The organism is Bacteroidia bacterium, from assembly GCA_016218155.1.
Classification (GTDB): domain Bacteria; phylum Bacteroidota; class Bacteroidia; order Bacteroidales; family GWA2-32-17; genus GWA2-32-17.
Window position 1 is genome coordinate 25,368 of sequence record JACREQ010000030.1, and the last position, 24,521, is coordinate 49,888.

The following is a 24,521-nucleotide window of genomic DNA, read 5'->3' on the forward strand; positions in this document are numbered from 1 at the left end:
TTAATTATAAATTTTTTCGATACTATCCCACAAATTCCAACCTTTAGTTCCAAATTCATGATAAACATGAATAAAGTTTGGATTTAGTAATTTGTTATTTTGTGTAATTACTATATTGTTTTGTTTAATTTCTGCTTTAATATTAAATTTATAGTAATCTGCAATAAAGTTGAATTCATGTGGTAATGTGGGGTGATTTTGTAAATTATATTTCCATACTGTAGCTATTAAAGTGCCTTGATCACGAATTTTCCATACATTGTTTTCAAATATTTTTAAAGTCATTTGATGCCATGTTTCCAAAAAATCATATGAGTCATCATTAAATAAAAATACCCCGCCATTCCAATGTTGCCATTTGTTATCAGTAATTTTAATGTTAAAATTATTTTTTATTTCACTAATTAGATGATTGCATGTGCTTTTAGCTAAATATGTATTGTCAGATTTTTTCCATTTAAGTTTCAATAAGTTTAGTTTGTAAATTGTTTTTTCTTTTATTTGCTTTCTGTAAAAAAACAAAAATGGAAAAACTTCATTATTAATAAAAAATCCTTTTTTCTTTTTATCTAAAACAATATTATTTTTAATAATAAATTTAAATCCAAATAAACTTAACAACATTTTAAATATTGAAACAATATTTTTTAATGGATTATTCTTGATATTTTCTAGTATTCCATATAATTCTCTGGTATTTGGATTGTGAAAATCAGGAGGATAATTACTGCAATTTATAGCATTAGAAATGGCTTTCTCAAATGTGTCTTTTTCTGTAATATATTTGTATAAACAATTGCAATTTATAGCATAGGGGCTGAATTGATCTATTTTACAATGATCTGAGGCAAATGAAATGGGGGAATGGTAGTAATTAAATATGTTGTTACAGTTTTTATTTACTGAAATAACATCACTATCTAAATAACAATAAAGTATACCTTTAGGTAAAATCCGGTGAAGAGAAGTTTTTAACCAAATGCTTGCCTGATGATTATTGTAATCAACTGGAACTTTTATATCTATAATGTTATTATGTTTTATTGGACTTTCATTACGAGAAGAATCAGTAACTACAATTATTTCATAATTTGAAAAATGTTTCAAATATGATATCGAGAAATCAAGAGTATTAATATGTTTTTCTGCCCCACAAACAACAAATACGTAGCTGTACATATTATTTATTCTTCTTTGTTAATAAATAGCAATATATATAATAATTCTTCTTCTGAAGCATTTTTAAAATCATCAAATAAAATTTGATTAGGAATATTATTAATTATAAAAAATAATTTATTATAATTATAATTGTCTTGAAGTCTATTAAAAGATTTTTCAATTTTATTAATAATCTTATTAATATCTGTTGTATTTGCATTATTTGTACATTTATAATAATCCTTCAAAATATTAATAAAATTTTCTTTAGAAAGAGGTTTATTATTATTTAAACATGGAATATTTGAATCTAGTTTTTCATTGAGAATACAAACTCTTGAATTTTCATAAAAAAAATATTGTTTGTATAAAGCTTTAACAACAGAAATAGAGTCGGATATATTTTTATTTGTAATTTTTAGTTTTGTAGTATTTACACCTTTAATACGTATAATGTTATTTGTTTTTAGTTCTGTAATAACTGGGTTAATAAAATAATATATTTCAAGCGGTTCTTTTGATTCAATAATATTAAAATTAGTTATAAAGTATTCTAAATTAGATAAAAGGTTATTTAATTCTGCACTATTTATTATATATTCTTTTTTGTTAATCAAGACTTTTCCTTTTCCTATTATTCCTGCTAACACTAGATTGTTATTTAAATTTCCAGTCCAATTTGAAGGGATACTAATTTTGCAAAATGCTTTATATGGAAGTTGTCTTATATTAGTTGAACTAGAGTTGTAATTTATTGGAAAATCTAAAGTTGAATAAGGAGGAAGTTCTATTGAGAAATTCGAAACTGCATCAGGTATTGTTTCTTTATAAATTAAATTGTTATCATTTTTTGATATATATAGTTTTGCTAAATCATTTGTATATCTTAAAAAATAGTATAAATTATTTTTTTGAATTTTTAAAGGATTAGTTATTAGTCTAGGGTTATTTGATAATTCTTCCACATCTGCTATATCATTATTCTCGTTTAAATAATAAACTTTATATGCAGGATCTAACATATGCCATTTGCCATTGTAAAATACTTCTGGAACAACATGACCATTTAAACCCCAGATTCTGGATTTATAACCTAATTTTTCCCACAGATTGGCTAAAACTAATGCTTGTTTTCCACATAAACCAAAGCCAATTGAGTTTAGATATATTATTGGTGATGAAATCCAATTATTATTGGTTAATGAAATATTAGAGTATGTATTGTTACAAACATATTTCCATGCATAGTAATATAAGCTATCTGTACTCTTTCCAGATAAATATCTGATTTCATTTAACATTTCACCTGTATCTGCCCACAATTTATTGTTAATATTGAATGAAAAGACTGAATTAGAATTTGTTGGGTTGTATATTGAGATGCAATTAGATGATGGATCTTTTATGTTTATATTTTTAACAAATGTATTAACTGGAGAGTCGAGTTGAGAGTATAGTTTACCAATGTTTAATAATAAACAGATTAAAATAAAATATTTTAATTTTAAGTATGTCATTAGTCTAAAAAATATTCTTTTTTATATGGTTGAAAGTCTGGGTTATCTCTTAAACAATCACTATATCCTTGAAAATTATTTCTAATTTCTTTTATAGGTTCAATTATTAAAGGTTTATTTTTAACTAGTTTAGATAATGTTATGAACAAAATATTATTCCATGATTTTGTTTTTATAGTATCAAGTATTTTTAAATGTATTCTATATCCGTATTTTTGAAATGGGCCCAATATGTATAAAGAAAAATATAAAGTAATATTAATTATTCTGATAAATTCCATTCCTTGAGGTGTTAATGATGGGTTATTATCTTTTACATCAATATCTATATGTGAGATATTTACAAAATTTTCGATTTTATAAATGAATTTATTCTGATTATTTTTAAGTAATTCAAATGGAATGATTAATACATTATTATTCCCAAATAAATTTATATAATATTCAATTATTTCATTATAATTAAATGGAAGCCATTGGCTGTTTTTATTTATTTTTATTAAATTATTGAAGCTTAATATACCTCCTTCTTTTACATATTGTGAGTAATTTGCTTTTATTGCTGATTCGAAACCTCTTGTTACAATTAATATTTTTGCAGTTGGAAATAGTAAAAATAATTTTTCTGCAATTTTTTTTTGGGTGTCAAAAATATTTGAAAATTCCTTAAAGTCATTATTGTGAGGAGTTATAAATCTGGTATCTTTAATTACAATTGTTTTATCAGAAGATGTATTATTTAAACAATCTTTAAATTTATTAATATTATTAAATGCTACCTTACTTAAATCATAAAATCTAAAATTAGGATTATTATAAAACCAACTACCAAGAAAAGTTGAACCAGCTTTTGGATAACCAATATGTAAAAGAATTTTACTCATTAATATTAAGTTGATTCATTAAAAATTTTTGCTTATATAATAATTAATATATTCAATATTATTTGACATTAAAATTTCTATGCTTTCTGAAGTCGGTAACGATAATAAAAATAATAAAATATTTTTTAATTGTTTTTCACTTTTTTGAATTAAGATGCTATTAATAATTGATTTTATTTCTTCTGAATAATATTTTGTTTCGTCATTTTTAATTATGTGCTGTCTTACATTTTCTACGAAAATATTAATAAGTTCATCATTGTTTAAAATTGAATATTTTGAAAGGTATTTTTCTCTATAAATCGAAGCTTCAGCCCAAGAACCAATCTGATTTATAAATTCGATAAATCTTTTATAGTTTTCACTTTTACCACTTATTTGTAATTTATTATAAAATGCGTGAAGTTTTTTCAAATAAAAAGAATTTTGATACCATAGTGATAAGCTGTGTGGCATTATAACTGTGTTAAAATAGACCTTAATATTTCTTTTTTCGAAATAATTTACAAATTCTGCAATTTCATATGCATTTTGTTTTAACGGACAAACCCACACACTAAAAGATGTCCCCTTTGATTTACAGTAATTTTGAAAATAGTCAAGATTATCCATAACAATATCAAAACTGGCATTAATCCTGATTTTTTCATACGTATCTTTTCTAATTGAATCTATTGAGAAACCTATGTCAAAATTTCCTTTTGTTAATAATTCTTTTATTCTGTTATTTAAAATAGTCCCATTTGTACTTATGTTAAATATTATTTTGGGGTTAATGCTTAACATCTTTTCAATAATTGAAAAATAAAGTGGAACTAAAAATGGCTCACCACCAATAAAATTAGCATGTGTTAAATGAGGAATAAATTCCTCAATTTCATTTATTATAGAATTATTGTATTGTGTTTTTTCTAACTGAAAATTGCATTTATTTAAGATTGAAGATGACGTATATGGATTGCACATTATACATTCCAAGTTGCAATTATTATCCAATTCAAATTCAATTAGGGAAGGGTAACCGTTTTTATTTATTTTTAAATGGTTATAGAATCTGGCTTTTACCGAATAAAATGCTCCATTTTCAATTTGTGACTTACATTCTGAACAGCCAAGTGACAGGTCTTTTGATGAAATACATTTTCTTAATTCGTTAACTTTTTCACTAAACCATGCTGTTTTAATATTTGTCTCGGGATATTTTCCTAATAAAAAGTCTTTATTTGCACAACATATTTGAATATTACCATTCAGACTTAATCTTAATGCATTAAATGGAGCTTTACACAGTGTTTTTCTGTTAAATAATGGGAGAGTAGCTAAATATTTATTTATTTGTTTTGACATTTTTAAATAAAAATCAACAAAATATATTTATAATTACAATATTAATAATATTTTAGCACTAATAACTGATTTATTATTGTTTCTTTACTTTCATTTAAAAATATAGAAAGCACAAAATCGTCAGGCAAATTAAATAATTTATCTGTTAAATCAGATGTAAGCATGTTATTATTTAACCCATTTACAATTTCCTCTATTTTATTTATAAATTCAATGCTATTATTGTGTTTTGAATAATGATTTATTATTAGTTCAATAATTTGTTCTTTATTTACAACTCTAATTTCTTTATTGATGTCTTTTTCTAATTGCTCTGCCTTATTTTTCCAATATTCCAATTTTTTAATGTAAGAAATATACTGAACATTGTTATATTTCTGATTTTTGGTTTTTAAAGGAAATGAAAAACCAGAAAGATATTGTTGTATTTTTTCTATCTCTGTAGAATGTAATGTCCATATTGCTTGGTTTTCTGGTTGAATAACTTCGCAGAAAAAAATCGTAGAATCGAGTTTGTTACAAAAATTTATAATTTCAGGAATTTCTTCCCAGTTTTCTCTAATAATACAGGTGTTAATGTTAAAATAAGTTTTCTTTAGTTTTGTGTATTTGTTTAATTCGATAATATTTTTCATTACCGTCTCAAATGAGCCATTTTTGCGGATTTTTTCGAAAACTTCTTTTTTCAGAGAATCAATAGAAACATTAAAAGAAAATTTTCCATTGTTAAGAATATTTTTTATTCTTTCGTTTAAAACCGTTGCATTTGTTGAAATATAAATTGAAATATTTGGATTTATTTTGTTCATTAAATGCCAGATATCGTAATATATTTTAATTAGAAATGGTTCTCCGCCAATAAAATTTGCAACTTTTAAATGTGGAATAAATTCTTCAAGCTGTTTTACAAAATCATTACCGTAAGGGCTTTTTATTGCTGAAATATGTTCGCTCTTGTTTCTTATTGAAGATGACAATTCACCGCTGCACATTATACATTCCAAATTACAGGTGTTTTCGCAAACAAATTCCATATATGAAGGAAATTCGCTTTTGTTAATAGGGTAATTGTCAAATTTTGTTGACTTAACATTATAAAAGCTTTTATCAGATAATGACTTTCTACAAATACCACACATTAACGATAAATCATTTGCACTAAAATTATCTCTTAATTTCTTAAAAATATCTCCTTTCCATATTTCTTTAAGTGATTTGTTCGGAAAATATTCGTAGTCGGTGATTAAATCCCAACAGGGTCTAACTCTTCCTTTCTGGTCAAAAAACATAGAATTAAAAGGTGCCAGACAAAATAGATTTTGTGGACCAAAAGGTCTATGTTTATTGAATTCGTTCAATAGTTTGTAATCTTTGTAATTCTTTTTATTTATAAAATTATTAAGCCTGAAAATTGAATATTTTCCCCAATTATTTATAGTATTAATATTATTCTTATCCATTGTTATAAAGCAAGTAAATTGTCTTTAAATTCATCAATGCTAATTCTATCGGTTTCGCTAATTAAAATGTTTGCAGAAATAAACTGTAACCTAATTAATTTTGATTTTAACAAATCTTTATTTTCAATAGTTTTACAAACTTTATCAAGCTTTTCAATAAAACAACTAATTTTTGATTCTTTTATGCTATGTTTCATCCATTCTAAACTATCTAAAAATGATTTTACTTTATTATATATTTCTTCTAATAGTTTATCGATAGAATGATTTATATATGTTTCATATTCTTTTTCACGTTCAATAGAATCTAAATGCCAATTTAAAATATCTGAAACTAGTTTGTTGTAATTATTGATATTTGAAGCGATTATTTTATTTTTAGTTTCTTTAAAATTATATTTTGATAATATGTTATGAATTTTTAAAAGTTCTTCTTTTTTTAAATTCCAGATTGATGCATAAAATGGTTGAACTACATTATGAAAACTAACACTTATTTTTAATTTGTTGAAATATTCAATTAAAGCTGGAATGTCTTGCCAGTTATGTCTTAATGGACAAACCGAAATGCCAAAATATGTTTTTTTTTGTTTTGAGTATTCGTAAAAGTAATTAATGTTAGTAAGAACTTTCTCCAGAGTTGCGTTTACCCTTATTTTAGCATAATTTACAGGATTTATTGATTCTATTGAAACTCCAATATTGAACTTTCCTTTATTTAATAAAGTTTTTATTCTATTGTTTAGTATTGTGCCATTTGTTTGTAAATATATTTTACAATCAGAATTTTGTTCTAAAATATATTCCCATATCTCATAATATTTCTCGATAAGAAATGGTTCCCCACCATAAAATTTAACCTCAGATAAATGAGAAATAAATGGAGACAGTTGTTGAATAATATATTGAAAATTAAATGTTTCTTTCTGTTGTAAATTTAATTTATGTGCAATTTTATCAGAAAATAATGACGAGCACATAACACATTCAAGATTGCAATTATTTGAGAGTTCTAATTCAATAGATTTAGGGAATTTTGCATTCTTAAATGATTTATTTGTAAAAAACGAATCTTTTTTAACCTGCTGCTTTATACTGCAATTACTGCAACTTTTTTCGTTAGTGTTTTTATGAAGTGATTTAGCAAAATCTTTTCTGCTGTAAGAGTTCCATATTTCTAAAAGAGTATTATTATTTAAATTGCCTATTTCAAAATGATGATTATAACAACATACTTTAACAGTTCCATCCTGTGAAATGTACATGTTCAGATTAGGCAGATTGCATCTGAAATTATTTTCCACTTTATTATTTATTTTTTGATTCATAATGAAACCTTTCTATAAATTTTTCTGGAGATCGCATTATTTCTGCTGTAATAGTTTCGGGTACAATGGAAATGAAATGTATTAATGATGTTTTTAAATTGGCTTCTTCTATATTTTGTTTGTAAATCTCTGATAAAGTTTTTTCTATAATATTTAATGTTTCTTCTTTCTTTAAAACATCAATATTGAAATCATTTATAACTGAATTATCTAAACTTTGTTTAAAAGTTATTTTTAGGTCTTTGATATCCTTTTTAGATAACTCTGAAATTGAATTTTGATTTTTTTCGAATTTCCATATCTCTAACTGGTGAATAATTTCCTGAAAACGTTTATTGTTATTATTTTGAATATCAGAAGCTGAGGGAAGTTCATATGATTTATATAAACTAATTAATTCATCAAATTCTTGTTCGCTTAATTGTCTTAATGATAAAAACACCGGTACCCATAGTAGTTTTGGGAAAACCTGAATATTTCTGCCAGACCAGTATTGTATCATTTCTGGTAATTCCTTGGCATTTAAAGTCATTACTACTATTTTTATACTTAACGAATTATTTTTATTTGTTGTTAAATTATATAAATACTCAATATTCTGTAAAGTGTTATTTAAACTTGCATTTTTGCGAACTTTTTCATAAATTTCTTTATTTAATGAATCAATTGATACCGTGAAGTTAAAATTCCCATTTTCTAAAATAGACTTTATGGTTTCCGGAATAAATGAGGCATTAGTAGAAATATATAATGGTACAGACGGATTTAATTCATTAAATAATTTCCATAATTCTCTGTATATTTTAATAATAAATGGTTCTCCGCCAGTAAAAGATGCTGATTTTAAAAATGGAATAAATGGTTTTACTTGTTCAATAAAATCATTGTTATATGGACTATTATGTTTTTCGAGATGTTCTCTGTTTGTTTGAATTGCGCTGCTATACTCGCTACTGCACATTATGCATTCGAGATTACATGTATTTTCAAGCTGAAAATCCAGTAATGCAGGCATTTTATTAACATTTTGCTTTAAATAATTATATTTATACGGACCTGATAAATAATAATTCTTATTTTTTAGTTCATAATAGCAATTCTGGCAACCGTAAGAAAGATCAGAATCTTTTATTTTTTTCCTTAGTTTATCAAAGTTTTTTCCAAACCAGATATCTTTTAAATTGTTTTTATTTATATCGCCAATAACTGTTCCCCTATTATAATGACAAGCCATTACTTTTCCTGTAGGAACAAATAACATATTTGTAAATGGAGCATTACACAATGGTGCTTTGATTGGAATTCCAGCTTTAAGCTTGTAATTCAATTTGTTTGATAATGTTATTTTAAATTTATCTGGCATTATTTTCTGAAATTAACTTTCATAAGCAAATTTAGAAGTTTGTATATATTTTTCAAGAAGCTTTTCTGAAGTACATAATTCAGTTTCGGCCATTATTACATCAATAGGTAATCTTGAAAAGTTTTTAATTGCATTTTGCTTAATGTTTAAATCTGTTATTTTTTCAAGAACTAAGTTGTGCTTTGTTAAAAAATTATTGTAAAGTTTAATTTTGTTTTCTTCGGATAAATAAGTAGTGTTATTAATATGATTTTCAACCATAGAGAATAAATATTGTTTTAACTTAAGTTCGTCATTACAAGAGTCAATACCTGATTTTTCAAACTCAATTGCTTCATTGTGCCAAACAATAACAGAGTTCAGAAGATTATCAAACAATTGTTTGTTACTTATACATACAGAATTAGTTGTCATATATATATCAGTATTTTTATAATATTCAATTATCTCATTTATTTGTAATGCTGACATAGTGCGTATTGCGCAATAAGAAGGAAAATCAACATTGTTAAAATATAGGCTAATCGAACGTTTGTTTAAATATGATACAATTTCAGGTATTTCATGCCAGTTTTGCTGAAGCGGGCATATGTTAACTGTAATCCACTTGTTTCTTAAAGCGGAGTAATTATAAAAATACTCAAAATTCTCAATAACTTTTTCAAATGATGCTTTTTTTCTGATATTTTCAAAATTATCTTTTTTAAAAGAATCTATAGATACTGCAAAATAGAAGTTGCCTCTTTTTAATAAATCTTTAATTCTGTCATTAAGAACTGTTCCATTAGTAATTATAATGATTTCCATTTTGGGATTTATTTCAATTATTTTTTCCCATAATGTGTAATATAATTCTATTAAAAAGGTTTCACCTCCAGAAAATGTAGCTCTTTTAGCATGCAGTAAATATGGTATAATCTGTGTTAAAAAACTTTCGCCATAAGAATCAGGGTAATTGATTTGGTTTTCACGTTGTTTACGAACTGTAGAAGAAAATTCACCTGAACACATTATACAGTTTAAATTGCACGTGTTAGATAATTCAAACTCAAGTTTTTCAGGGTATTTTAATGATTTGTCGGTTCCAAAAAAATCGTAATCAATAGATTTAAGTAATGAATAATTTTTTTGCATCAACATCCTTTGACAAAACTGACAACCTGCAGAAAGGTCGTAATTATTCATACATGTTCTTAAATTATTATATAATGAACCATGCCATATTTCGTCAATAGATTGTTCAGGAAAAGAACCAAGCTGATAAAATCTGTTACGACAGCAACCCAGAATTTTTCCAGCAACCGAAAATCTCATTGTATTATACGGAGCATAACAAAATGCATCTTTGTGCTTTATTTTTCTTAATGAGTTGTATTCAGAAAAATATGAATTTCCTGTTGACTTAGTTTTAATGTTTAACCAGTTAAAGATTTTCATTATTTATCTAATTTCAAATATTTACACAAAGTTATAAAATCAACAAAATACTGTTCTTCAATAGTTCCTGTATTTGGCTTTTCAAAATTTTGGCAGTTGAGCCATTTATTAGATATATTGTTAAATTCTTCAATATTTATTTTTCTTTCAATAGTTCTGCTATCTCTTGGTTCAACGCCTTCTTTTAAATAAAGAATACAATTTCCGGAAATTAAACCGAATTTTGAATTAGTCGGAAAAGAGGATAATTCAGGATAAATTTCACTATAAATGGAATTGTAAAGTGGCATATTAACATCTTGCAGAATAGCAGGAGGTATAGTCATTAAAAAAGTAAGAAAGTCTGTATCAAGAAATGGTGAATCTGATTTAAGTTGAAGTAAATAGGGTGTGTGCCATCTTGAATTTATACCTCCATATATTGATGTGAAGAAACCTCCCGTTATATATGTAAGAGCAAACCAAAAAAGTTTATTCTGCATTGATAACTTATTGTAGTTAAATTTAAGTTCATCAAATATCTCGTTAGAATACTTAGAGATTTCGATGGGAAGTAGTTTTCGGATTTTTCTTGATTTAATACTTTTAAATTTAGAATAGATGTTGAATTTATTTTTATCAATAAGAAATATTTCTTTAGGCATCATTTCAAAACAACCTCCACTGATAAGTTCCCCGCCATAAAATCCTCCAATAGTATATGTTTGAGGTATGTCTCGCCATACTTTTAAATGTTCCGGAGATAGCTCAGTTTCCCACAAACTTGACCATGGCTGGTAATTAATTACTTTATGATTAAGTTGTTTTTTATTAGCGATCATTTTAGAAATGATAATATCTCTGTCTAAAGTTTCATTAACTCTAGGTGAAGTGAATGTTATAAATTCAATAGTTTTTCTGATATCATCAGGAATACAGCTAAGGATAAATCTTGAATCAAGTCCGCCTGTAAGCATGCATTGCTTTGGTTGCTCAATTTTTAAACGGGTATTAACTGCTTTATTAAAAATCTCTGCTAATTGACTAGAAGTTTCTTTTATGTTTCTTTTGAAATTTATTTCAGGCCAATTTATGGTATAATTTGTTTCAGATATTTTATCTTTATTGCAATTTATTACTGAGCATGGTTTAATCTTTGAAATGTTTTTAAAGAAAGTTTTTCCATTAAGAGGAGAGCCAAGGAAAAAATATTCTGAAATGCCTTTATAATCAGGGCTTAAATCAAATATGTTTTCAACCAACAGTTCATATTCAGTAGAAAAAAATAATCCAATCTCTCTTTTCTTTATAAACATTGGCCAGATGCCAAATTTGTCATTTGTTATAAATAAAGTGTTTTCTTGTTCGTTATAAATTAAGATTGAAAATTGACCTTTAATCAAAGTTGCAAATTCATCTCCTTTATTTAAGTATAAACTAAGGACTATTAAAGCATGTGAGTCCGTAAGTGGTTGATTTGGTAAATCTTTTAACTCATTTATGTTAGTAATTCTACCAGATATTATACAGGAATAATTTTTAAATTCAGCAAAGCAGTTTTCTATTGTATTCCATAATGGGTTAACTAAAACAAATAACCCATTTTTATTAATTTTATGAATAATTGAAGAATTGCCAATGCTAACGCTTGTTAAAAATCTTTGCTTTTCATCAGTCAATTTATCAATGTTATTAGAATATATGCCGCAGATTAGTGCCAAAATATTAAATTTAGTATATCAAATATAATAAATTTAACTTGAAAAAAGGTTGGCTTAATTAATAATATAAGACTAGAACCACTTTTTATACCATTTTTCAAAAATTACAATTTTCCATAACCTCCAAAAATCTATTGAATTTATTGAGTTTTCAATAAAATTTCTGTTAATTACACCATTCTCAACTAAAATTGAGTTTTTAAGTTCGGTTTTATACCATTCAACATTTTGATAATACCTATCCGGACCTGTAAATCCCTGTTTTTTTCGATTAATAATTTCAGTAGGTACAAAAGGCTTTAATATTTCCTGAAGAATATATTTTTGTGTTCCTTTTTTGAAATATACTTTTTCATCAAGGTTAAACATGAATTCTACTAGTTCCAAGTCAAGAAAAGGAACTCTTGCTTCATGTGAATTTGCCATGCTGGCTCTGTCTACTTTCTGAAGTACCAGTTCAGCCATAAAAGTTTTAATATCGAGGTATTGGAATGCTTTTAAGGGACTTAGGTCATTCCTGTAATGCTGTCGATAGAACCAGAATGGATCATCGGAAATGTAATTATGATAATTTTTTGTAAATAGTTCTTTTAATTTGTTATTATTAAATAGTCCCATTGACATTGCATTAGAATAACCATCTATTCCATGCATTTTATTGCCGTTTAGGATATTGTAAATATTGTCTTTCTTTAATAAATTATTTCTGTTCATTAAATTATGATGCCAGGTATATCCTCCAAATATTTCATCTGCTCCTTCACCTGATAAAACTACTTTTACATGCTTAGATGCAAGTTGACTAACTCTAAAAGTAGGAATGGTGCTAATATCACCATTTGGTTCATCATAATTCCATGCTAGATTATCAAGTATTTGCAAGCTGTTAGCATCAATAATTTCTTTATAATGCTCGGTTTTGAATTGTTTTGCAATTATTTCAGCATAATTGTGCTCGCTGTTATTCCAATTGTCAAAACCAATGGTAAATGTTTTTTGCTTATATTTTAATTCGTCCTGAAGTAAAACTAATGCAGAGGAATCATAGCCACCGCTAAGAAATGTGCCGACTACTACGTCACTTAATAAGTGTTTTTTTACTGATTTTAATAAAAGTTCACGCGCCTGATGAACAGCGTCATTAAAAGGGATTATTCTGTTTTCAGAATTTAGCTTCCAATATTCGTTTATAGTTGTTTTACCATTACTTTCAATTAAAATAGAGTGAGCAGGAGGGAGCTTACAAACATTTTCCCAGATTGTTCTAGGGCTTGGAATATATCGGTATGTAAAATAATCGCAAGCAGATGACCAATCAATTTTCTTTTCGTGATCTGGATTTGCTACAATTGCTTTTAATTCAGATGAAAATGTGAATAATGAAGGTGCAGATTTATAATAAAATGGTTTTATCCCAAATCTGTCACGTGCAGCAAACATTTGTTTATTTATTTCATCATATATTGCAAAAGCAAACATCCCATCAAGCTTTGAAGGTAAATTTGTTTTCCATTCTTCCCAACCATGAACTATAACTTCACTGTCAGAGTTAGTTTTGAAAATATGTCCTGCTTTTTCTAATTCGGTTCTTAGTTCTTTGTAATTATATATTTCTCCATTTACTACTGCGTGAACATTGTTATTTTCATTGTGCATTGGTTGATTTGCTCTTTTATCTAAATCAATAATTGCTAACCTGGTCTGAGAAAGTCCTATATTTTTATTTTCAGAAAACCATGAATCAGATGAATCTGGTCCACGATGAGACAAGGTGTTACGTTGTACATTAAAAATTTCAGTATTTAATGGTGAACTATTAAAATTCCACTGTCCAAAAATTCCGCACATTAGCTTTTACCTGAAAATATCTGTTTAACAAAGTTAAATTTATAGTATGCACCTTCCCAAAACATTGCAATAAATAAATACCATAAATAACCAACCATGTATTTGAAAATAATTCTGTTATTTGTTTTATTTCTTAAAATACATTCATATTCTTTGACAATGCTCTGATTGATGGTATTTAAATACTTTTTATAAAATGAATCTTTTTTGAAATATTTTAAAATAGAGATATTGTTTAACGTAAAATTTTCTGAATTTACTTTTTTGCTTAAACCTTCATTATGGTCAAGGTAAACAGACCAGCAACGATTAAAATATTTAAAATTGCCTTCACTAATTATTTTCAATTGAAAAGCCCAGCTGAACGAATAAATATTCAAATTGTAATTATTCATAAATGCTGAAAAATCTGATTTTCTAAAAACAAGCGATGCTGTTGGTATAATGTTACGTTTTAAAAGCAAATACGGTGTAAATTCTTCTTCGTAATGATTAAACTGACTATAATACCTGTATTTATGAAGTGATTGAAGTTTTGTTTGTTCGTTTACGTGCAGTTGTTCATTTGTTTTAATTAATGCATCATGAAAACAGCCAGAATAATTAGGATTTGTTTCTAAAAAATCTAATTGAATTTGTAGTTTTGAATGAAATGTCCAGTAATCATCAGCATCAAGCCATGCAATGTATTTTCCTTTTGCATTTTCATACATCTGTTTTGCTCTGAAAATAGGACCTTTTGATTCAGGGAAAATGAAAAGCTTAATTACATCAGGATTTTCTTTATAATACTTCTGAAATATTAACGAAGTTCCGTCATTACTGCCATCATCAAATAATATAATCTCAAAACTATAAGTTAATTTTTGAGAAAGAGCTCCCTTAATCGCTTTTTCAATTGTTTTCTCATGGTTATGAGCTAAAATTGCTATAGTTATTATGGGATTATTATCAGGCATTAGTAGCAATATTTAAGTTTTTTAATTCGCTGTAAACAAGTGTTTCAAAGTCGTGAGTTATTGAAATATCAATGTTCTTTGCCTGATCTGAAATAAATGGAACTCCGTTTTTATGAAAAAAAAGCTGTTTATTATTATAGTTTAAATATTCGTTTAAGTATAAATTGTTAGAACTTCTTTTATCCGAAACATTATTTGGAAAAAAGATATTATTAATGCAATTTAATGTATTGTAATTGTTTGATGCATTTGAAAATACAAAATCTTTATTTACTTCAGTTTTGAAATTGTAAATTTTGTTCGAATAAACAGCTTTACCGATATATTCGTTTAAATTCTCAGAAATAAATTCTATTATCTCAATTGTTTTAGGAGAAAAGGCTTTTTGATTGCCTTCTTTGCACGTTATTTTATAAATGCTTTCTTTGATTGTCCATGCAATTATCAGGTGATTATTCAAACAAAATGAATGAAATAATTTTGATTCATTTTTAGATAATATTTTATCAGTAACACCTTTTCTATTAAAAGTATTAACATTATTTTTAAAGTACATAATGTCGTTACCAATAAAACTCATTTTATTATTTTAGTTTTTCTGAGATTATATTCATTGCATCTTTAATAGAAATAATTCTTTCAAGACTTTTGTCGTCAATTTCAATATCATATTTTTCTTCAATATCCAGAACAATATCCACAATTCTGGCAGAATTAATTCTGAGATCGGCAATAATTTTTGAATTTTCCTCAGCTTTATCGACTAAAGTTTTATCGAAAGCATATTTTTTGATTATATCTTTTACTTCTTCAAATAATTTGTTCATGACTTAAATTTATTAAAAATTAAACATGTATTAACGTCTCCAAATCCAAAACTTGCTTTAGCTATGCAATTTAAGGAAATATTTTCAATAGTTTGCTTTGGGATACAAGTTTCGTCAATAATCTCAAGAATCTGTGGATGCAAATCATCGCAATTTATTGAAGGATGAAGGAAACTATTTTGCATTTGAATAATTGCAGCAATACTCTCAATTGCACCGGCAGCACCAATTGTATGTCCTATTAAAGATTTTGTGGAGTTTATTTTAGGGAAATCTTTTCCTTTTCTGTTTAAGGCCTTACTCCAGTTGCTGATTTCAAGAGGATCAGCCATAGTTGAGCTTAAATGTCCTGAAATATAATCGATATCAGTCTCATTAATTTCACTTTCTTTTAATGCACCCTGAATGCATTTAATAACTCCATCAGATGAAGGTGCAGTCATGCTTCCACCATTACGTTGACCACCGGAATTAATATAACCACCTTTAATTTCAGCATAAATATGAGCATTGCGTTTGAGTGCTGATTCCAGTTCTTCAAGTAATACAATTCCTGCACCAGCAGCTGGTACAAATCCACTTGCAGATTCGCTCATAGCTCTGCTTCCTTTTTCTGGTTCATCGTTATGCTTGCGCGTTGTTACTCTCATCGAATCAAATGGTGACCAATGCCACGGGGAATAAGGCTCTGATGCACCTGCAAGCATTCGAACTGCTTTTCCATTTTTAATTCTTTCAAAAGCATGAATAATAGCTTCGGTACCTGTGCTACATGCAGAAGAATTAAAACTAAGTTGATTTCCTAATCCAATAATAGCACTTAAAGTTGCAGCGCCACCACTAAGCATACTATGTTCAACTATTGTACTTCGTAATTTTTTAATGTTTTTCTGATTTGTTATAGGAATAATTCGTTCACCATAAATATCTATTGTTCCAATTCCGCTCCCAATGATTGCACCAGTATTGTAATCAACTTCATTTGAGCCTTGTTGAGGGATTTGCAAACCAGAATCCTCCCATGCTTCGAGTCCAGCAAGAACAGCATATTTTATCATTGAACTTGCTGTTTCAAGCCCATATAATTCAATAAATTTATTAAAAATGTTATTTGAAGTATCAGGAATTCCACCAATTTGACAGCCAAATTCTAATTCTGCAAGTTCTGGTAAGTGTTTAATTCCACTTTTACCTGAAATAAGTGCATTGGTAAATTCCTTTTTGCCGCAACCATTAGGTGCCACAACTCCAATTCCTGTAATTACTACTCTTTTCATTTTGTTTCAACTAAAGTTAAAATGGCAGTAGTTTTTGCGACTTCTTCATTATTCGAATTAGTCATTGTGATATTACATTTCAGAATATTATTTCTGAAATAAACTTTTTTTGAAATTACAGTTACCTTATCACTAGGGTAAACAGATTTTGAGAATTCTGATTCTACAAATGAAAGCATTGGTTTATAATTAAAATCAGGATAGGTGAGTGCTAATGCAAAACCTACTAAACCAATTTGACCCATGCATTCAACAAGTATTAAACCTGGTGTGACAGGATCATTTTTAAAATGACCTTTATAAAAAAACTCTTCTTTATCAAAAGTATAAGTGCCTGTAATTTCATTTTCGTTATATGATATAATGTTATCTACAAACAGAAATGGTTTGGAGTACGGTAGATTTTCAAGAATATATTTCTTAATATTTTCGTCCATTTTATAATCCTATTATTTGTTCGCCACCGTCAACACGAATAATTTCACCGGTTATCCATGCAGCATTTTCTGATAACATAAACTCAGCAACTTTAGCAATATCTTCAGGAGTAGTTAACCTACCGGATGGGTTACGTTCTTTTGCTTTTTTTACAAATTCTGCAACTGTTGGAAATATTTTAATTGCTGGGGTTTCAATTACTCCTGGATTTAATAGGTTAACTGTAATTCTTTTTGGTGCAAGTTCAATTGCTAAATATCTGCAAGCTGCTTCGAGTGTAGCTTTTGCCATGCCAACAGCACCATATTGTTCAAGAACTTTCTGGCTTCCTTCGCTTGTAAAACCAAGCACACGACCATTATCTGATAAAAGATTATTTTTTAATAAAAGCTGAGTCCAAACAACAAATGACGAACCCATTGAATTTATAGTTCTAAGAATTCCGTATTCGTCTGTTTTTCTTTCGGTTTCTAAGGTAAAACTTCCAATATTACCATCAGCAATTGAGTGTATAAGTGCATTTATTGAACTAAATTCCTGTGAATGTGATTTAATTTCAGCAATTATTTCTTCCTGTCCCTTTGTTTCACAGGCATTATTGTTAATTGTTAAAAGAGTAGCTCCATAACTTTTTATTTCTTCAAAATGAGGTTCAATTGCTGGCATATTTCCACGCCTATCGCGATGAACAATAATTATATTCCAGTTATTTTTAGCCAGAATCTTTGCAGTTGCTAATCCAATTCCACTTGAAGCACCAAGAATAAGAGCCGCTTTTTTCATTAATCAATATTTTTTTATCAAACCTACAAAAAAAATATTTATCTTCAAACATTAAGAATTTGTGTTTATGAACCCAATGTTTCACACATTATATTTAGAAGCAACGCGTAATTGTAATTTTGCATGTCAAAGTTGTTCAAGTGGTTCGCAGCATAAAGACAAAATAGAAGATGACTTGCCTTTTGATATAATTGTTAATAGAATTTTAATTCCTGCAAGAAAATTAGGAACAAAGAATATAGATTTTTCCGGCGGAGAATTTTTACTCAGAAAAGATGCATTTGAAATACTTGCAAAAGCAAATGAATTAGGTTTTTCTATTGGCATTTTATCAAATGGAAGTACACTATCTGAAGAAACATTATTAAAAATAAAAGAAATTTTAGGACAGAATGTGATTATTTCCCTGGGAATAAATTCATTTGATGAAGAAAATATAGAATCGCGTGAAAGTTCGCAAGATTATTTTTTGAAAATTCTGAATAGATTAGAGAGTCAACATTTCAGAGTTAATGTTTCTGTAACAATGGGCAGTTTTAATAAACATTCCTTTTGTAAAACTCTTGATAAAATAAATGAACTTCATTTGCCTTTTAATCGTGTTCCTTACTCTCCAAGAAACAGCACTAACCGAAAATGGATGTTTGATAAAGAGGCAATGAAAAACTATTTGCATCCTGCACTCAGGAAGCATTATAAAGGTTATGTGAGTTACGTGCCATTATTTCTTTCAACTGAAAATTACAAAAAATATAGTCATCAAAAAGAGAACCTGAATCATGTTCCAACTAATCCTTCTGTAGGTTGTTGGGTCGGTTCATTTTATGCAATAAATCCAAAAGGTGATGTGGCTCCATGTCCTTTGGTTTCTGATCATGTCTCAGGTGGAAATGTTTTAATAGAAGATTTATATGATATACTTTATAAATCTGAATTATTTTCAAAAATTGTTAATCGTAACAATTTAAAAGGGAAATGTGGAAAATGTAAATTTCGCTTTACATGTGGCGGTTGTAGGGTCTATTCGTATTATATGACAGGTGATATTTACGAATCTGATCCAACTTGTTTTATTGAGGATTTATCTGATAAAGAATTAAAAGTTATGGAAGACGAAACTGTAAAACAATACAGGAATTATTGCAGAATGGTGCATTTTGGGTCGAATAAATAATTGTATAGCTGCTTGTTCTAGTTTATCGAGAATAGCAGTAACCGCTCGTCGGGGTTTGTAACCCCGATGTTAATATTTGAGGATTTGCAATCCTCACCTTGATGATTTATTTAATTGCAGATTTAGCCATGCTGAAAATGCTTCAAAACCTGCAATAGTATATGTTTATAATTTGTCGAAATAGATTCCTCATTTCGTTCTGAATGACAAATTATAAATATATTTTGTTAATTAACCCAGAAAAGTTTCATAATCATTTAAATCTTTATTTACTGTAGCTCCGGCTGCAATAATAACGTGCTTTCCTATTTTAATATTTGGTAATACTAATGTTTTTGCACCAACATAAGTGTAATCGCCAATCTCAATAGGACCAATGATAGTGGCTCCAGGTCCCACATTTACATATTTGCCAATTTTTGCAGCATGACCAATACTTGCATGAATATGAATAGCACAGCCTTCTCCAAGACTTAATGCATGTGAAATTCCAACAAAAGGCTCAATTATAGTTGCAGTTGAATAGTCGTTAAATTGAAAAATAGCAGATTCATTAGAAATAACATTAGTGCTTTTACCACCAAGTTCTCGCATTTTTATTGTGAGTTTCTCACGAATACGAGGGTTTCCAATACCTACAATAAAATCTTTAGAAATGTCAGAAAAATATTTTTGCACTTCATTTTCCTCATGAAGTACTTTAAATTTATTATATAAAAGGGAAGGAGTTGATTTGTTTTCGTCGTAAAAAGTAATGTCATCTGACAATTTATATTTTAAAACCATACCAAATATTTCTTTGGCTAATCCACCTGTACCTATTATTAACATAAGCCTTTAGAATTATAAAATTTAATAATGCAATCACAAATCCATTTTATTTCTTCGTCATGAAGTTCAGGATAAATAGGAAGTGAAAGTTCAGTTTTAGCTAATGCTTCTGCAACAGGAAAAGTGTTATTTGTTATACCAAATAAACTATATTCGGGAAGTGTTTTTTGATAATGAATTCCTGTTTCTATATTATTTAATGTTAAAAATGATTTTAATTCATCCCTGTATGAAGTAAAAATTGGAAATTTATGATAGTTCCATGATTCTGATGGGGAAGGAGATAGGAATTTTAATGTTTCAATATTTTTTAATCTAGAATAATAATAGTCAGCAATAAAAGTTCTTTTTTCAATATATGATTTAATGTTTAACAATTGAAACTGTAGGATTGCTGCTTGTATACCTGGTATTCTGCTGTTATAACCTAAAGTTTCAAAATCATTATTGTTTTTAGATTTTCCATGAACACGAATACTTTTAACTTTGTTGGCTATTTCTTCGTTATTTGTAACTACACATCCCCCTGTTCCAAATGCATGAATAATTTTTGAAGGATCGAAACTGAAACAGCTTGCTATGCCAGTTTTTCCAGCAGGGATTTCATTATATTTACTTCCTAATGCTTGCGCTGCATCTTCAATAATTATTAATTTATATTTTTCTGCAAAACTATTAAGTTCTTCAGGATTTACTATTCTTCCAAAAATATGTACAGCAATTATTGCTTTAGTATTACTTGTTATTTTTTCTGCAGCTTTATTTAAATTTATTAATCCGTCTTCGTTAACGTCAATAAATACTGGAGTAGCACCAGTGCGAACAATTGCTGATGCTGAAGCAATAAATGAAAATGTAGGAACTAATACTTCATCACCTTTTTTTATACCTGAAGCAATTAATGAAAAATATAATGCGTCCGTACAACTATTAACTGTAAGTGAATACTTGCGATTTGTTAATTTTGCAAGTTCTTCTTCAGCTTTTTTTACGTAATCGCCTTCAAGTACTTGTCCTGTTGAGAAAACCTCATTGGTTAACTCAAGTATTTTATCTTTGTGAGTCTGATAAAATCTGTCGACATTATAGAATTTTATGTGATTCATATTAAAAATACTTTTCAGGATAATCGAGATTTAAGATATGTTCCTTTACCTGTTCAATATATAATTTCATGCCTTTTTGAAGAGAATATTCAGGAGCAAAGTCTAACAACTTTTTAGCTTTTGAAATATCCAAAGCTCCACGATTCGGTCTGAATGGTCTGCATTCACTGTTATTTATAGTAACATTAGGTAAAATATCTTTTATTATTTCAGCTAATTCTTTTATTGAATTTCCTTCTCCGTAACTTAAATTAAAAGTCTGATTTAATGCATTAGGGTTTTCAATAGTTGAAATAATTCCCGAAACTAAATCATTCACGTAAGTAAAATCTAAAAGATGTAATCCACCGTTATCAAGTAGAATAGGACGTTTTAAAATTGCATTTGCTACAAACAGTTCAGTTACCCTAAAATTACAATCATTTGGACCATAAACTGCAGTTGGACGGATTACAACATATGGTAGTTTCTTTCTGTGATGAAATGCTTTTATTAAATGTTCGCAACAAAGTTTAAATGAACCGTAAATATCAATTGGGTTACAAGGAGCATCCTCGTTTGGTGGAATAATGTTATCATTTTCGTCTTTTGGGAAATGTCCATATACCATTGAGGAAGAAATATAAATAAATCGTTCAATATGGAATTCATTTACAATGGTTTGTAATAAATTGTATGTTATATCAAAAATATTCTCTTTTGCTTTATCCGGGTAATAATCAGCAATACCGGCAACAGAAACAGATGCCAAATGAATAACAATATCAGGTTTATTTTCTTTGAAAATTAATTTTATTTGTTCTTTATTAAGTAAATCTGTTTTAAAAATTTTAACAGAATTTTTAAAAAGTTTTTGTTCTCTTAAGTTTTTATAATAATTGTAATTTAAGTTGCCTTTTTCAAAAAAATATTTTTCAGAATCAATTACAGAAACAGAATAGTTTTTATTTTCAGAAAGTTGAACTGCTAAATGTGATCCAATAAAACCTAATCCGCCTGTTATAAGAATGTTTTTCATGTTAGGTAGTTTTATTAGATATTTCCCAGCTTGCATCAGAAATTAGCAATCCTGGAATAAATTGATAATTATGAATATTGTTATTATTTGCTTCAAATTCAAATACTCTTGGAAAAAATAACCAATTGTCTTCATTAATTTTAATAGCTAATGAAATAATATATATTCCATTACTTAGAATTTTATTTGGAAAGTTACAAGACAATACTATTTCTTTTTTTACTTCAGTTAATTCTATTGAGCTGTGCCCAATTGGGATGTCAAAACTGTTATTAATTACAATGTAAATTTTTGAATTTAAAATAGAATTTATTATCGGTTTTATGGTAAATGTAAATTTGTAATTTTCTTTAGAAGAAATAATTCTAAAATCGTTAAATTTAAAGTAATTATTTTTAAAATTATTCTTATTATTTGTTACAATATCTAAAATATTATTTTTTATTATTTTTTGGTAGAAAATTATTGCTTCAAATGTATTTCCGCTATGAATAATTTTTCCTTCATCTAAAACTATTGCTTTATTACATAACGATATCAAATCAGTAATTTTATGTGAAGCAATTATAATAGTTTTATTTTCGTTTTGCAAATCAATAAGTTTTTGATTCATTTTTCTTGAAAATACTTGATCACTTCCATTTAATGCTTCATCTAAAATATAAATATCTGCTTTTATGTGAATTATTATTGAAGCTGCAAGTTTGCTAATCATACCCGTTGAAAATTTTTTAACAGGCAAATGAATGAATTTACTTAAATTACAAAACTCAATAATTTTTTCTTCTATATTTTGAATTTCTTTTGATTTTAAACCCCATATCTGAGCAGTGTTTCTTATGTTTTCTTTTCCTGATAAATCAAAATTAAACCCACTTGTGACTTCAATTGCAGAAACTAATTTCCCATGTATTTCAGCTTTTCCTTTAGATGGTTTAGTAACTTGGCTAAGTATTTTTAATAATGTACTTTTTCCTGATCCGTTTCGTCCAATTATTCCAAGTATTTCTCCTTTTTTTACTTCAAGATTTAAGCCTTCCAAAGCTTTTATAACTCTATCTTTTTTATGAAAAGAAAATATCCCTTCTGAAATATAATAATATTTCGTTAAATTTTCGGCAGATATAACAATTTCTTTATTCATAGATTATAAGTTATCTGCCATATTTCCATCTTTCTTAACAAAAAGAAAAATGCCAAATAAAAAGATCAATACAATAATTGAAAATCCCCAAATATATCTTAAATCAAAATTAGTATTAAAAATTGCCCACCGAAAACCTTCTACTACTCCTGCTAAAGGGTTTAAATAAATAAAATCAGTTAAAAATGCCGGAAATATTTTTACAGGATAAAATATTGGTGTAAAAAACATTCCTATTCCAGTAATTAATGGGGCAAATAAAGCAACGTCACGTTTTCTAAGGCTTAATAATAATATCCACAAACCTATAGCTAGTCCTGATATAATATCTATTATTAAAAAAATAAATATTGCAAGAAAATTTATAGATGGGATAATTTTATAATAAATTAATAATAATGTTAATATTAATAACCAGCCTAAAAAATCTAGTATGACTGATATTCCGTAAGAAAATGGTAAAATAATTCTTGGAAAATATACCTTTGAAGCTAATAGATGATTTTGAATAACAGAAGTTCCTGAGAATACAGCAACATAAGAAAAAATATACCACCCCATCATTCCAGTAACAGCAAACAAAATATATGGATATGTTATAGGAAATGTAATAAAATGGCTTACGAGCAAGCCAAAAACTATAGTTAAAAAAATTGCTTGCAAAAGAACTGTAAATATTCCTAGTCTGGTTTGAGCAACTTTCCCTTTAATATTTCTCTTAGCAAAAACCCATAAAAGACTTTTGCTTTGCCAAAGTTTATTTAGATATGAAAAGATATTGTAATTACTTATTGAATCAATAATTATCATCTTATAAAATTTTCTGAATTATTTTGACTAGCATCTTTTATAGACAAATATAAATATATTTTTTATGTTTCGTTAATATAATAATTATTAGAGGAAGTTATAAAAATAC

General features: G+C 27.2%; 22 protein-coding genes. 1 reads left to right on the forward strand and 21 read right to left on the reverse strand.

Going from position 1 to position 24,521, the window contains the following annotated elements:
- The 16 genes from HY951_04145 to HY951_04220 form a co-directional block, all read right to left on the reverse strand.
- The gene (locus tag HY951_04145; protein MBI5539224.1) at nucleotides 1-1,179 is read right to left on the reverse strand and encodes a hypothetical protein; all 1,179 of its coding nucleotides are present in this window, start codon (nucleotides 1,177-1,179) and stop codon (nucleotides 1-3) included.
- Nucleotides 1,180-1,184: 5 nt separating this feature from the next.
- Nucleotides 1,185-2,678 (reverse strand): hypothetical protein, encoded by a 1,494-nt coding sequence (locus HY951_04150; protein MBI5539225.1) that lies wholly within the window; start codon nucleotides 2,676-2,678, stop codon nucleotides 1,185-1,187.
- On the reverse strand, nucleotides 2,678-3,562 hold the full coding sequence (locus HY951_04155) for a sulfotransferase domain-containing protein (GenBank protein MBI5539226.1): 885 nt from the start codon (nucleotides 3,560-3,562) through the stop codon (nucleotides 2,678-2,680). Before HY951_04155 ends, HY951_04150 begins: the two co-directional genes overlap by 1 nt.
- An 18-nt stretch (nucleotides 3,563-3,580) precedes the next feature.
- Nucleotides 3,581-4,909: a radical SAM protein gene (locus tag HY951_04160; protein MBI5539227.1), complete on the reverse strand. Its 1,329-nt coding sequence runs from the start codon at nucleotides 4,907-4,909 to the stop codon at nucleotides 3,581-3,583.
- Between the two features lie 41 nt (nucleotides 4,910-4,950).
- Entirely contained in the window at nucleotides 4,951-6,369 is a 1,419-nt protein-coding gene (locus HY951_04165; GenBank protein ID MBI5539228.1) for a radical SAM protein, read from the reverse strand.
- Between the two features lie 2 nt (nucleotides 6,370-6,371).
- Nucleotides 6,372-7,697 carry an SPASM domain-containing protein gene (locus HY951_04170; GenBank protein ID MBI5539229.1) on the reverse strand — a complete coding sequence of 442 codons (1,326 nt, stop codon included), beginning with the start codon at nucleotides 7,695-7,697 and terminating at the stop codon, nucleotides 6,372-6,374.
- Nucleotides 7,678-9,060, reverse strand: coding sequence for a radical SAM protein (locus tag HY951_04175; GenBank protein MBI5539230.1), 1,383 nt, complete (start codon nucleotides 9,058-9,060; stop codon nucleotides 7,678-7,680). The genes HY951_04170 and HY951_04175 overlap by 20 nt, the downstream gene beginning before the upstream one ends.
- 12 nt (nucleotides 9,061-9,072) lie before the next feature.
- The gene (locus tag HY951_04180; GenBank protein MBI5539231.1) at nucleotides 9,073-10,497 is read right to left on the reverse strand and encodes a radical SAM protein; all 1,425 of its coding nucleotides are present in this window, start codon (nucleotides 10,495-10,497) and stop codon (nucleotides 9,073-9,075) included.
- A complete protein-coding gene (locus tag HY951_04185; protein MBI5539232.1) occupies nucleotides 10,497-12,197 on the reverse strand; it encodes a hypothetical protein in 1,701 nt (566 codons plus the stop codon). The genes HY951_04180 and HY951_04185 overlap by 1 nt, the downstream gene beginning before the upstream one ends.
- A 72-nt stretch (nucleotides 12,198-12,269) precedes the next feature.
- Nucleotides 12,270-14,045 (reverse strand): asparagine synthase (glutamine-hydrolyzing), encoded by a 1,776-nt coding sequence (asnB, locus tag HY951_04190; protein MBI5539233.1) that lies wholly within the window; start codon nucleotides 14,043-14,045, stop codon nucleotides 12,270-12,272.
- Nucleotides 14,045-15,004: a glycosyltransferase family 2 protein gene (locus tag HY951_04195; protein MBI5539234.1), complete on the reverse strand. Its 960-nt coding sequence runs from the start codon at nucleotides 15,002-15,004 to the stop codon at nucleotides 14,045-14,047. The genes asnB and HY951_04195 overlap by 1 nt, the downstream gene beginning before the upstream one ends.
- Complete coding sequence (locus HY951_04200; protein MBI5539235.1) at nucleotides 14,997-15,584, reverse strand: 4-phosphopantetheinyl transferase family protein; 588 nt, start codon at nucleotides 15,582-15,584, stop codon at nucleotides 14,997-14,999. Before HY951_04200 ends, HY951_04195 begins: the two co-directional genes overlap by 8 nt.
- A gap of 4 nt (nucleotides 15,585-15,588) precedes the next feature.
- Nucleotides 15,589-15,831 carry an acyl carrier protein gene (locus HY951_04205; protein MBI5539236.1) on the reverse strand — a complete coding sequence of 81 codons (243 nt, stop codon included), beginning with the start codon at nucleotides 15,829-15,831 and terminating at the stop codon, nucleotides 15,589-15,591.
- Complete coding sequence (locus tag HY951_04210; protein ID MBI5539237.1) at nucleotides 15,828-17,108, reverse strand: beta-ketoacyl-[acyl-carrier-protein] synthase family protein; 1,281 nt, start codon at nucleotides 17,106-17,108, stop codon at nucleotides 15,828-15,830. Before HY951_04210 ends, HY951_04205 begins: the two co-directional genes overlap by 4 nt.
- Nucleotides 17,105-17,545: a hydroxymyristoyl-ACP dehydratase gene (locus HY951_04215; protein ID MBI5539238.1), complete on the reverse strand. Its 441-nt coding sequence runs from the start codon at nucleotides 17,543-17,545 to the stop codon at nucleotides 17,105-17,107. The genes HY951_04210 and HY951_04215 overlap by 4 nt, the downstream gene beginning before the upstream one ends.
- A 1-nt stretch (nucleotide 17,546) precedes the next feature.
- Nucleotides 17,547-18,329: an SDR family oxidoreductase gene (locus tag HY951_04220; protein ID MBI5539239.1), complete on the reverse strand. Its 783-nt coding sequence runs from the start codon at nucleotides 18,327-18,329 to the stop codon at nucleotides 17,547-17,549.
- Nucleotides 18,330-18,396: 67 nt separating this feature from the next.
- On the opposite strand from HY951_04220, the gene HY951_04225 reads away from it, so the two are divergent.
- The gene (locus tag HY951_04225) at nucleotides 18,397-19,503 is read left to right on the forward strand and encodes a radical SAM protein (GenBank protein MBI5539240.1); all 1,107 of its coding nucleotides are present in this window, start codon (nucleotides 18,397-18,399) and stop codon (nucleotides 19,501-19,503) included.
- Between the two features lie 231 nt (nucleotides 19,504-19,734).
- On the opposite strand, the gene HY951_04230 is transcribed toward HY951_04225, so the two are convergent.
- From HY951_04230 to HY951_04250, 5 genes are read right to left on the reverse strand one after another with little or no spacing between them, the layout of a single operon-like run.
- Complete coding sequence (locus HY951_04230) at nucleotides 19,735-20,334, reverse strand: hypothetical protein (GenBank protein MBI5539241.1); 600 nt, start codon at nucleotides 20,332-20,334, stop codon at nucleotides 19,735-19,737.
- Nucleotides 20,328-21,440, reverse strand: coding sequence for a DegT/DnrJ/EryC1/StrS family aminotransferase (locus tag HY951_04235; GenBank protein ID MBI5539242.1), 1,113 nt, complete (start codon nucleotides 21,438-21,440; stop codon nucleotides 20,328-20,330). The genes HY951_04230 and HY951_04235 overlap by 7 nt, the downstream gene beginning before the upstream one ends.
- A gap of 1 nt (nucleotide 21,441) precedes the next feature.
- Entirely contained in the window at nucleotides 21,442-22,458 is a 1,017-nt protein-coding gene (locus HY951_04240; protein ID MBI5539243.1) for an NAD(P)-dependent oxidoreductase, read from the reverse strand.
- Between the two features lies 1 nt (nucleotide 22,459).
- Nucleotides 22,460-23,602, reverse strand: coding sequence for an ABC transporter ATP-binding protein (locus HY951_04245; protein MBI5539244.1), 1,143 nt, complete (start codon nucleotides 23,600-23,602; stop codon nucleotides 22,460-22,462).
- Between the two features lie 3 nt (nucleotides 23,603-23,605).
- Entirely contained in the window at nucleotides 23,606-24,412 is an 807-nt protein-coding gene (locus HY951_04250; GenBank protein ID MBI5539245.1) for an ABC transporter permease, read from the reverse strand.
- Nucleotides 24,413-24,521 lie beyond the last annotated feature (109 nt).

Excerpts from the sequence above, each read along its gene's own strand:
- asnB (MBI5539233.1), bottom strand. The coding sequence starts at position 14,045 with ATGTGCGGAATTTTTGGACAGTGGAATTTTAATAGTTCACCATTAAAT.
- HY951_04210 (MBI5539237.1), bottom strand. The coding sequence starts at position 17,108 with ATGAAAAGAGTAGTAATTACAGGAATTGGAGTTGTGGCACCTAATGGT.
- HY951_04205 (MBI5539236.1), bottom strand. The coding sequence starts at position 15,831 with ATGAACAAATTATTTGAAGAAGTAAAAGATATAATCAAAAAATATGCT.
- HY951_04175 (MBI5539230.1), bottom strand. The coding sequence starts at position 9,060 with ATGCCAGATAAATTTAAAATAACATTATCAAACAAATTGAATTACAAG.
- HY951_04240 (MBI5539243.1), bottom strand. The coding sequence starts at position 22,458 with ATGAAAAACATTCTTATAACAGGCGGATTAGGTTTTATTGGATCACAT.
- HY951_04170 (MBI5539229.1), bottom strand. The coding sequence starts at position 7,697 with ATGAATCAAAAAATAAATAATAAAGTGGAAAATAATTTCAGATGCAAT.
- HY951_04180 (MBI5539231.1), bottom strand. The coding sequence starts at position 10,497 with ATGAAAATCTTTAACTGGTTAAACATTAAAACTAAGTCAACAGGAAAT.
- HY951_04235 (MBI5539242.1), bottom strand. The coding sequence starts at position 21,440 with ATGAATCACATAAAATTCTATAATGTCGACAGATTTTATCAGACTCAC.
- HY951_04165 (MBI5539228.1), bottom strand. The coding sequence starts at position 6,369 with ATGGATAAGAATAATATTAATACTATAAATAATTGGGGAAAATATTCA.
- HY951_04145 (MBI5539224.1), bottom strand. The coding sequence starts at position 1,179 with ATGTACAGCTACGTATTTGTTGTTTGTGGGGCAGAAAAACATATTAAT.
- HY951_04230 (MBI5539241.1), bottom strand. The coding sequence starts at position 20,334 with ATGTTAATAATAGGTACAGGTGGATTAGCCAAAGAAATATTTGGTATG.
- HY951_04195 (MBI5539234.1), bottom strand. The coding sequence starts at position 15,004 with ATGCCTGATAATAATCCCATAATAACTATAGCAATTTTAGCTCATAAC.
- HY951_04215 (MBI5539238.1), bottom strand. The coding sequence starts at position 17,545 with ATGGACGAAAATATTAAGAAATATATTCTTGAAAATCTACCGTACTCC.
- HY951_04245 (MBI5539244.1), bottom strand. The coding sequence starts at position 23,602 with ATGAATAAAGAAATTGTTATATCTGCCGAAAATTTAACGAAATATTAT.
- HY951_04200 (MBI5539235.1), bottom strand. The coding sequence starts at position 15,584 with ATGAGTTTTATTGGTAACGACATTATGTACTTTAAAAATAATGTTAAT.
- HY951_04155 (MBI5539226.1), bottom strand. The coding sequence starts at position 3,562 with ATGAGTAAAATTCTTTTACATATTGGTTATCCAAAAGCTGGTTCAACT.
- HY951_04225 (MBI5539240.1), top strand. The coding sequence starts at position 18,397 with ATGAACCCAATGTTTCACACATTATATTTAGAAGCAACGCGTAATTGT.
- HY951_04250 (MBI5539245.1), bottom strand. The coding sequence starts at position 24,412 with ATGATAATTATTGATTCAATAAGTAATTACAATATCTTTTCATATCTA.
- HY951_04220 (MBI5539239.1), bottom strand. The coding sequence starts at position 18,329 with ATGAAAAAAGCGGCTCTTATTCTTGGTGCTTCAAGTGGAATTGGATTA.
- HY951_04160 (MBI5539227.1), bottom strand. The coding sequence starts at position 4,909 with ATGTCAAAACAAATAAATAAATATTTAGCTACTCTCCCATTATTTAAC.
- HY951_04150 (MBI5539225.1), bottom strand. The coding sequence starts at position 2,678 with ATGACATACTTAAAATTAAAATATTTTATTTTAATCTGTTTATTATTA.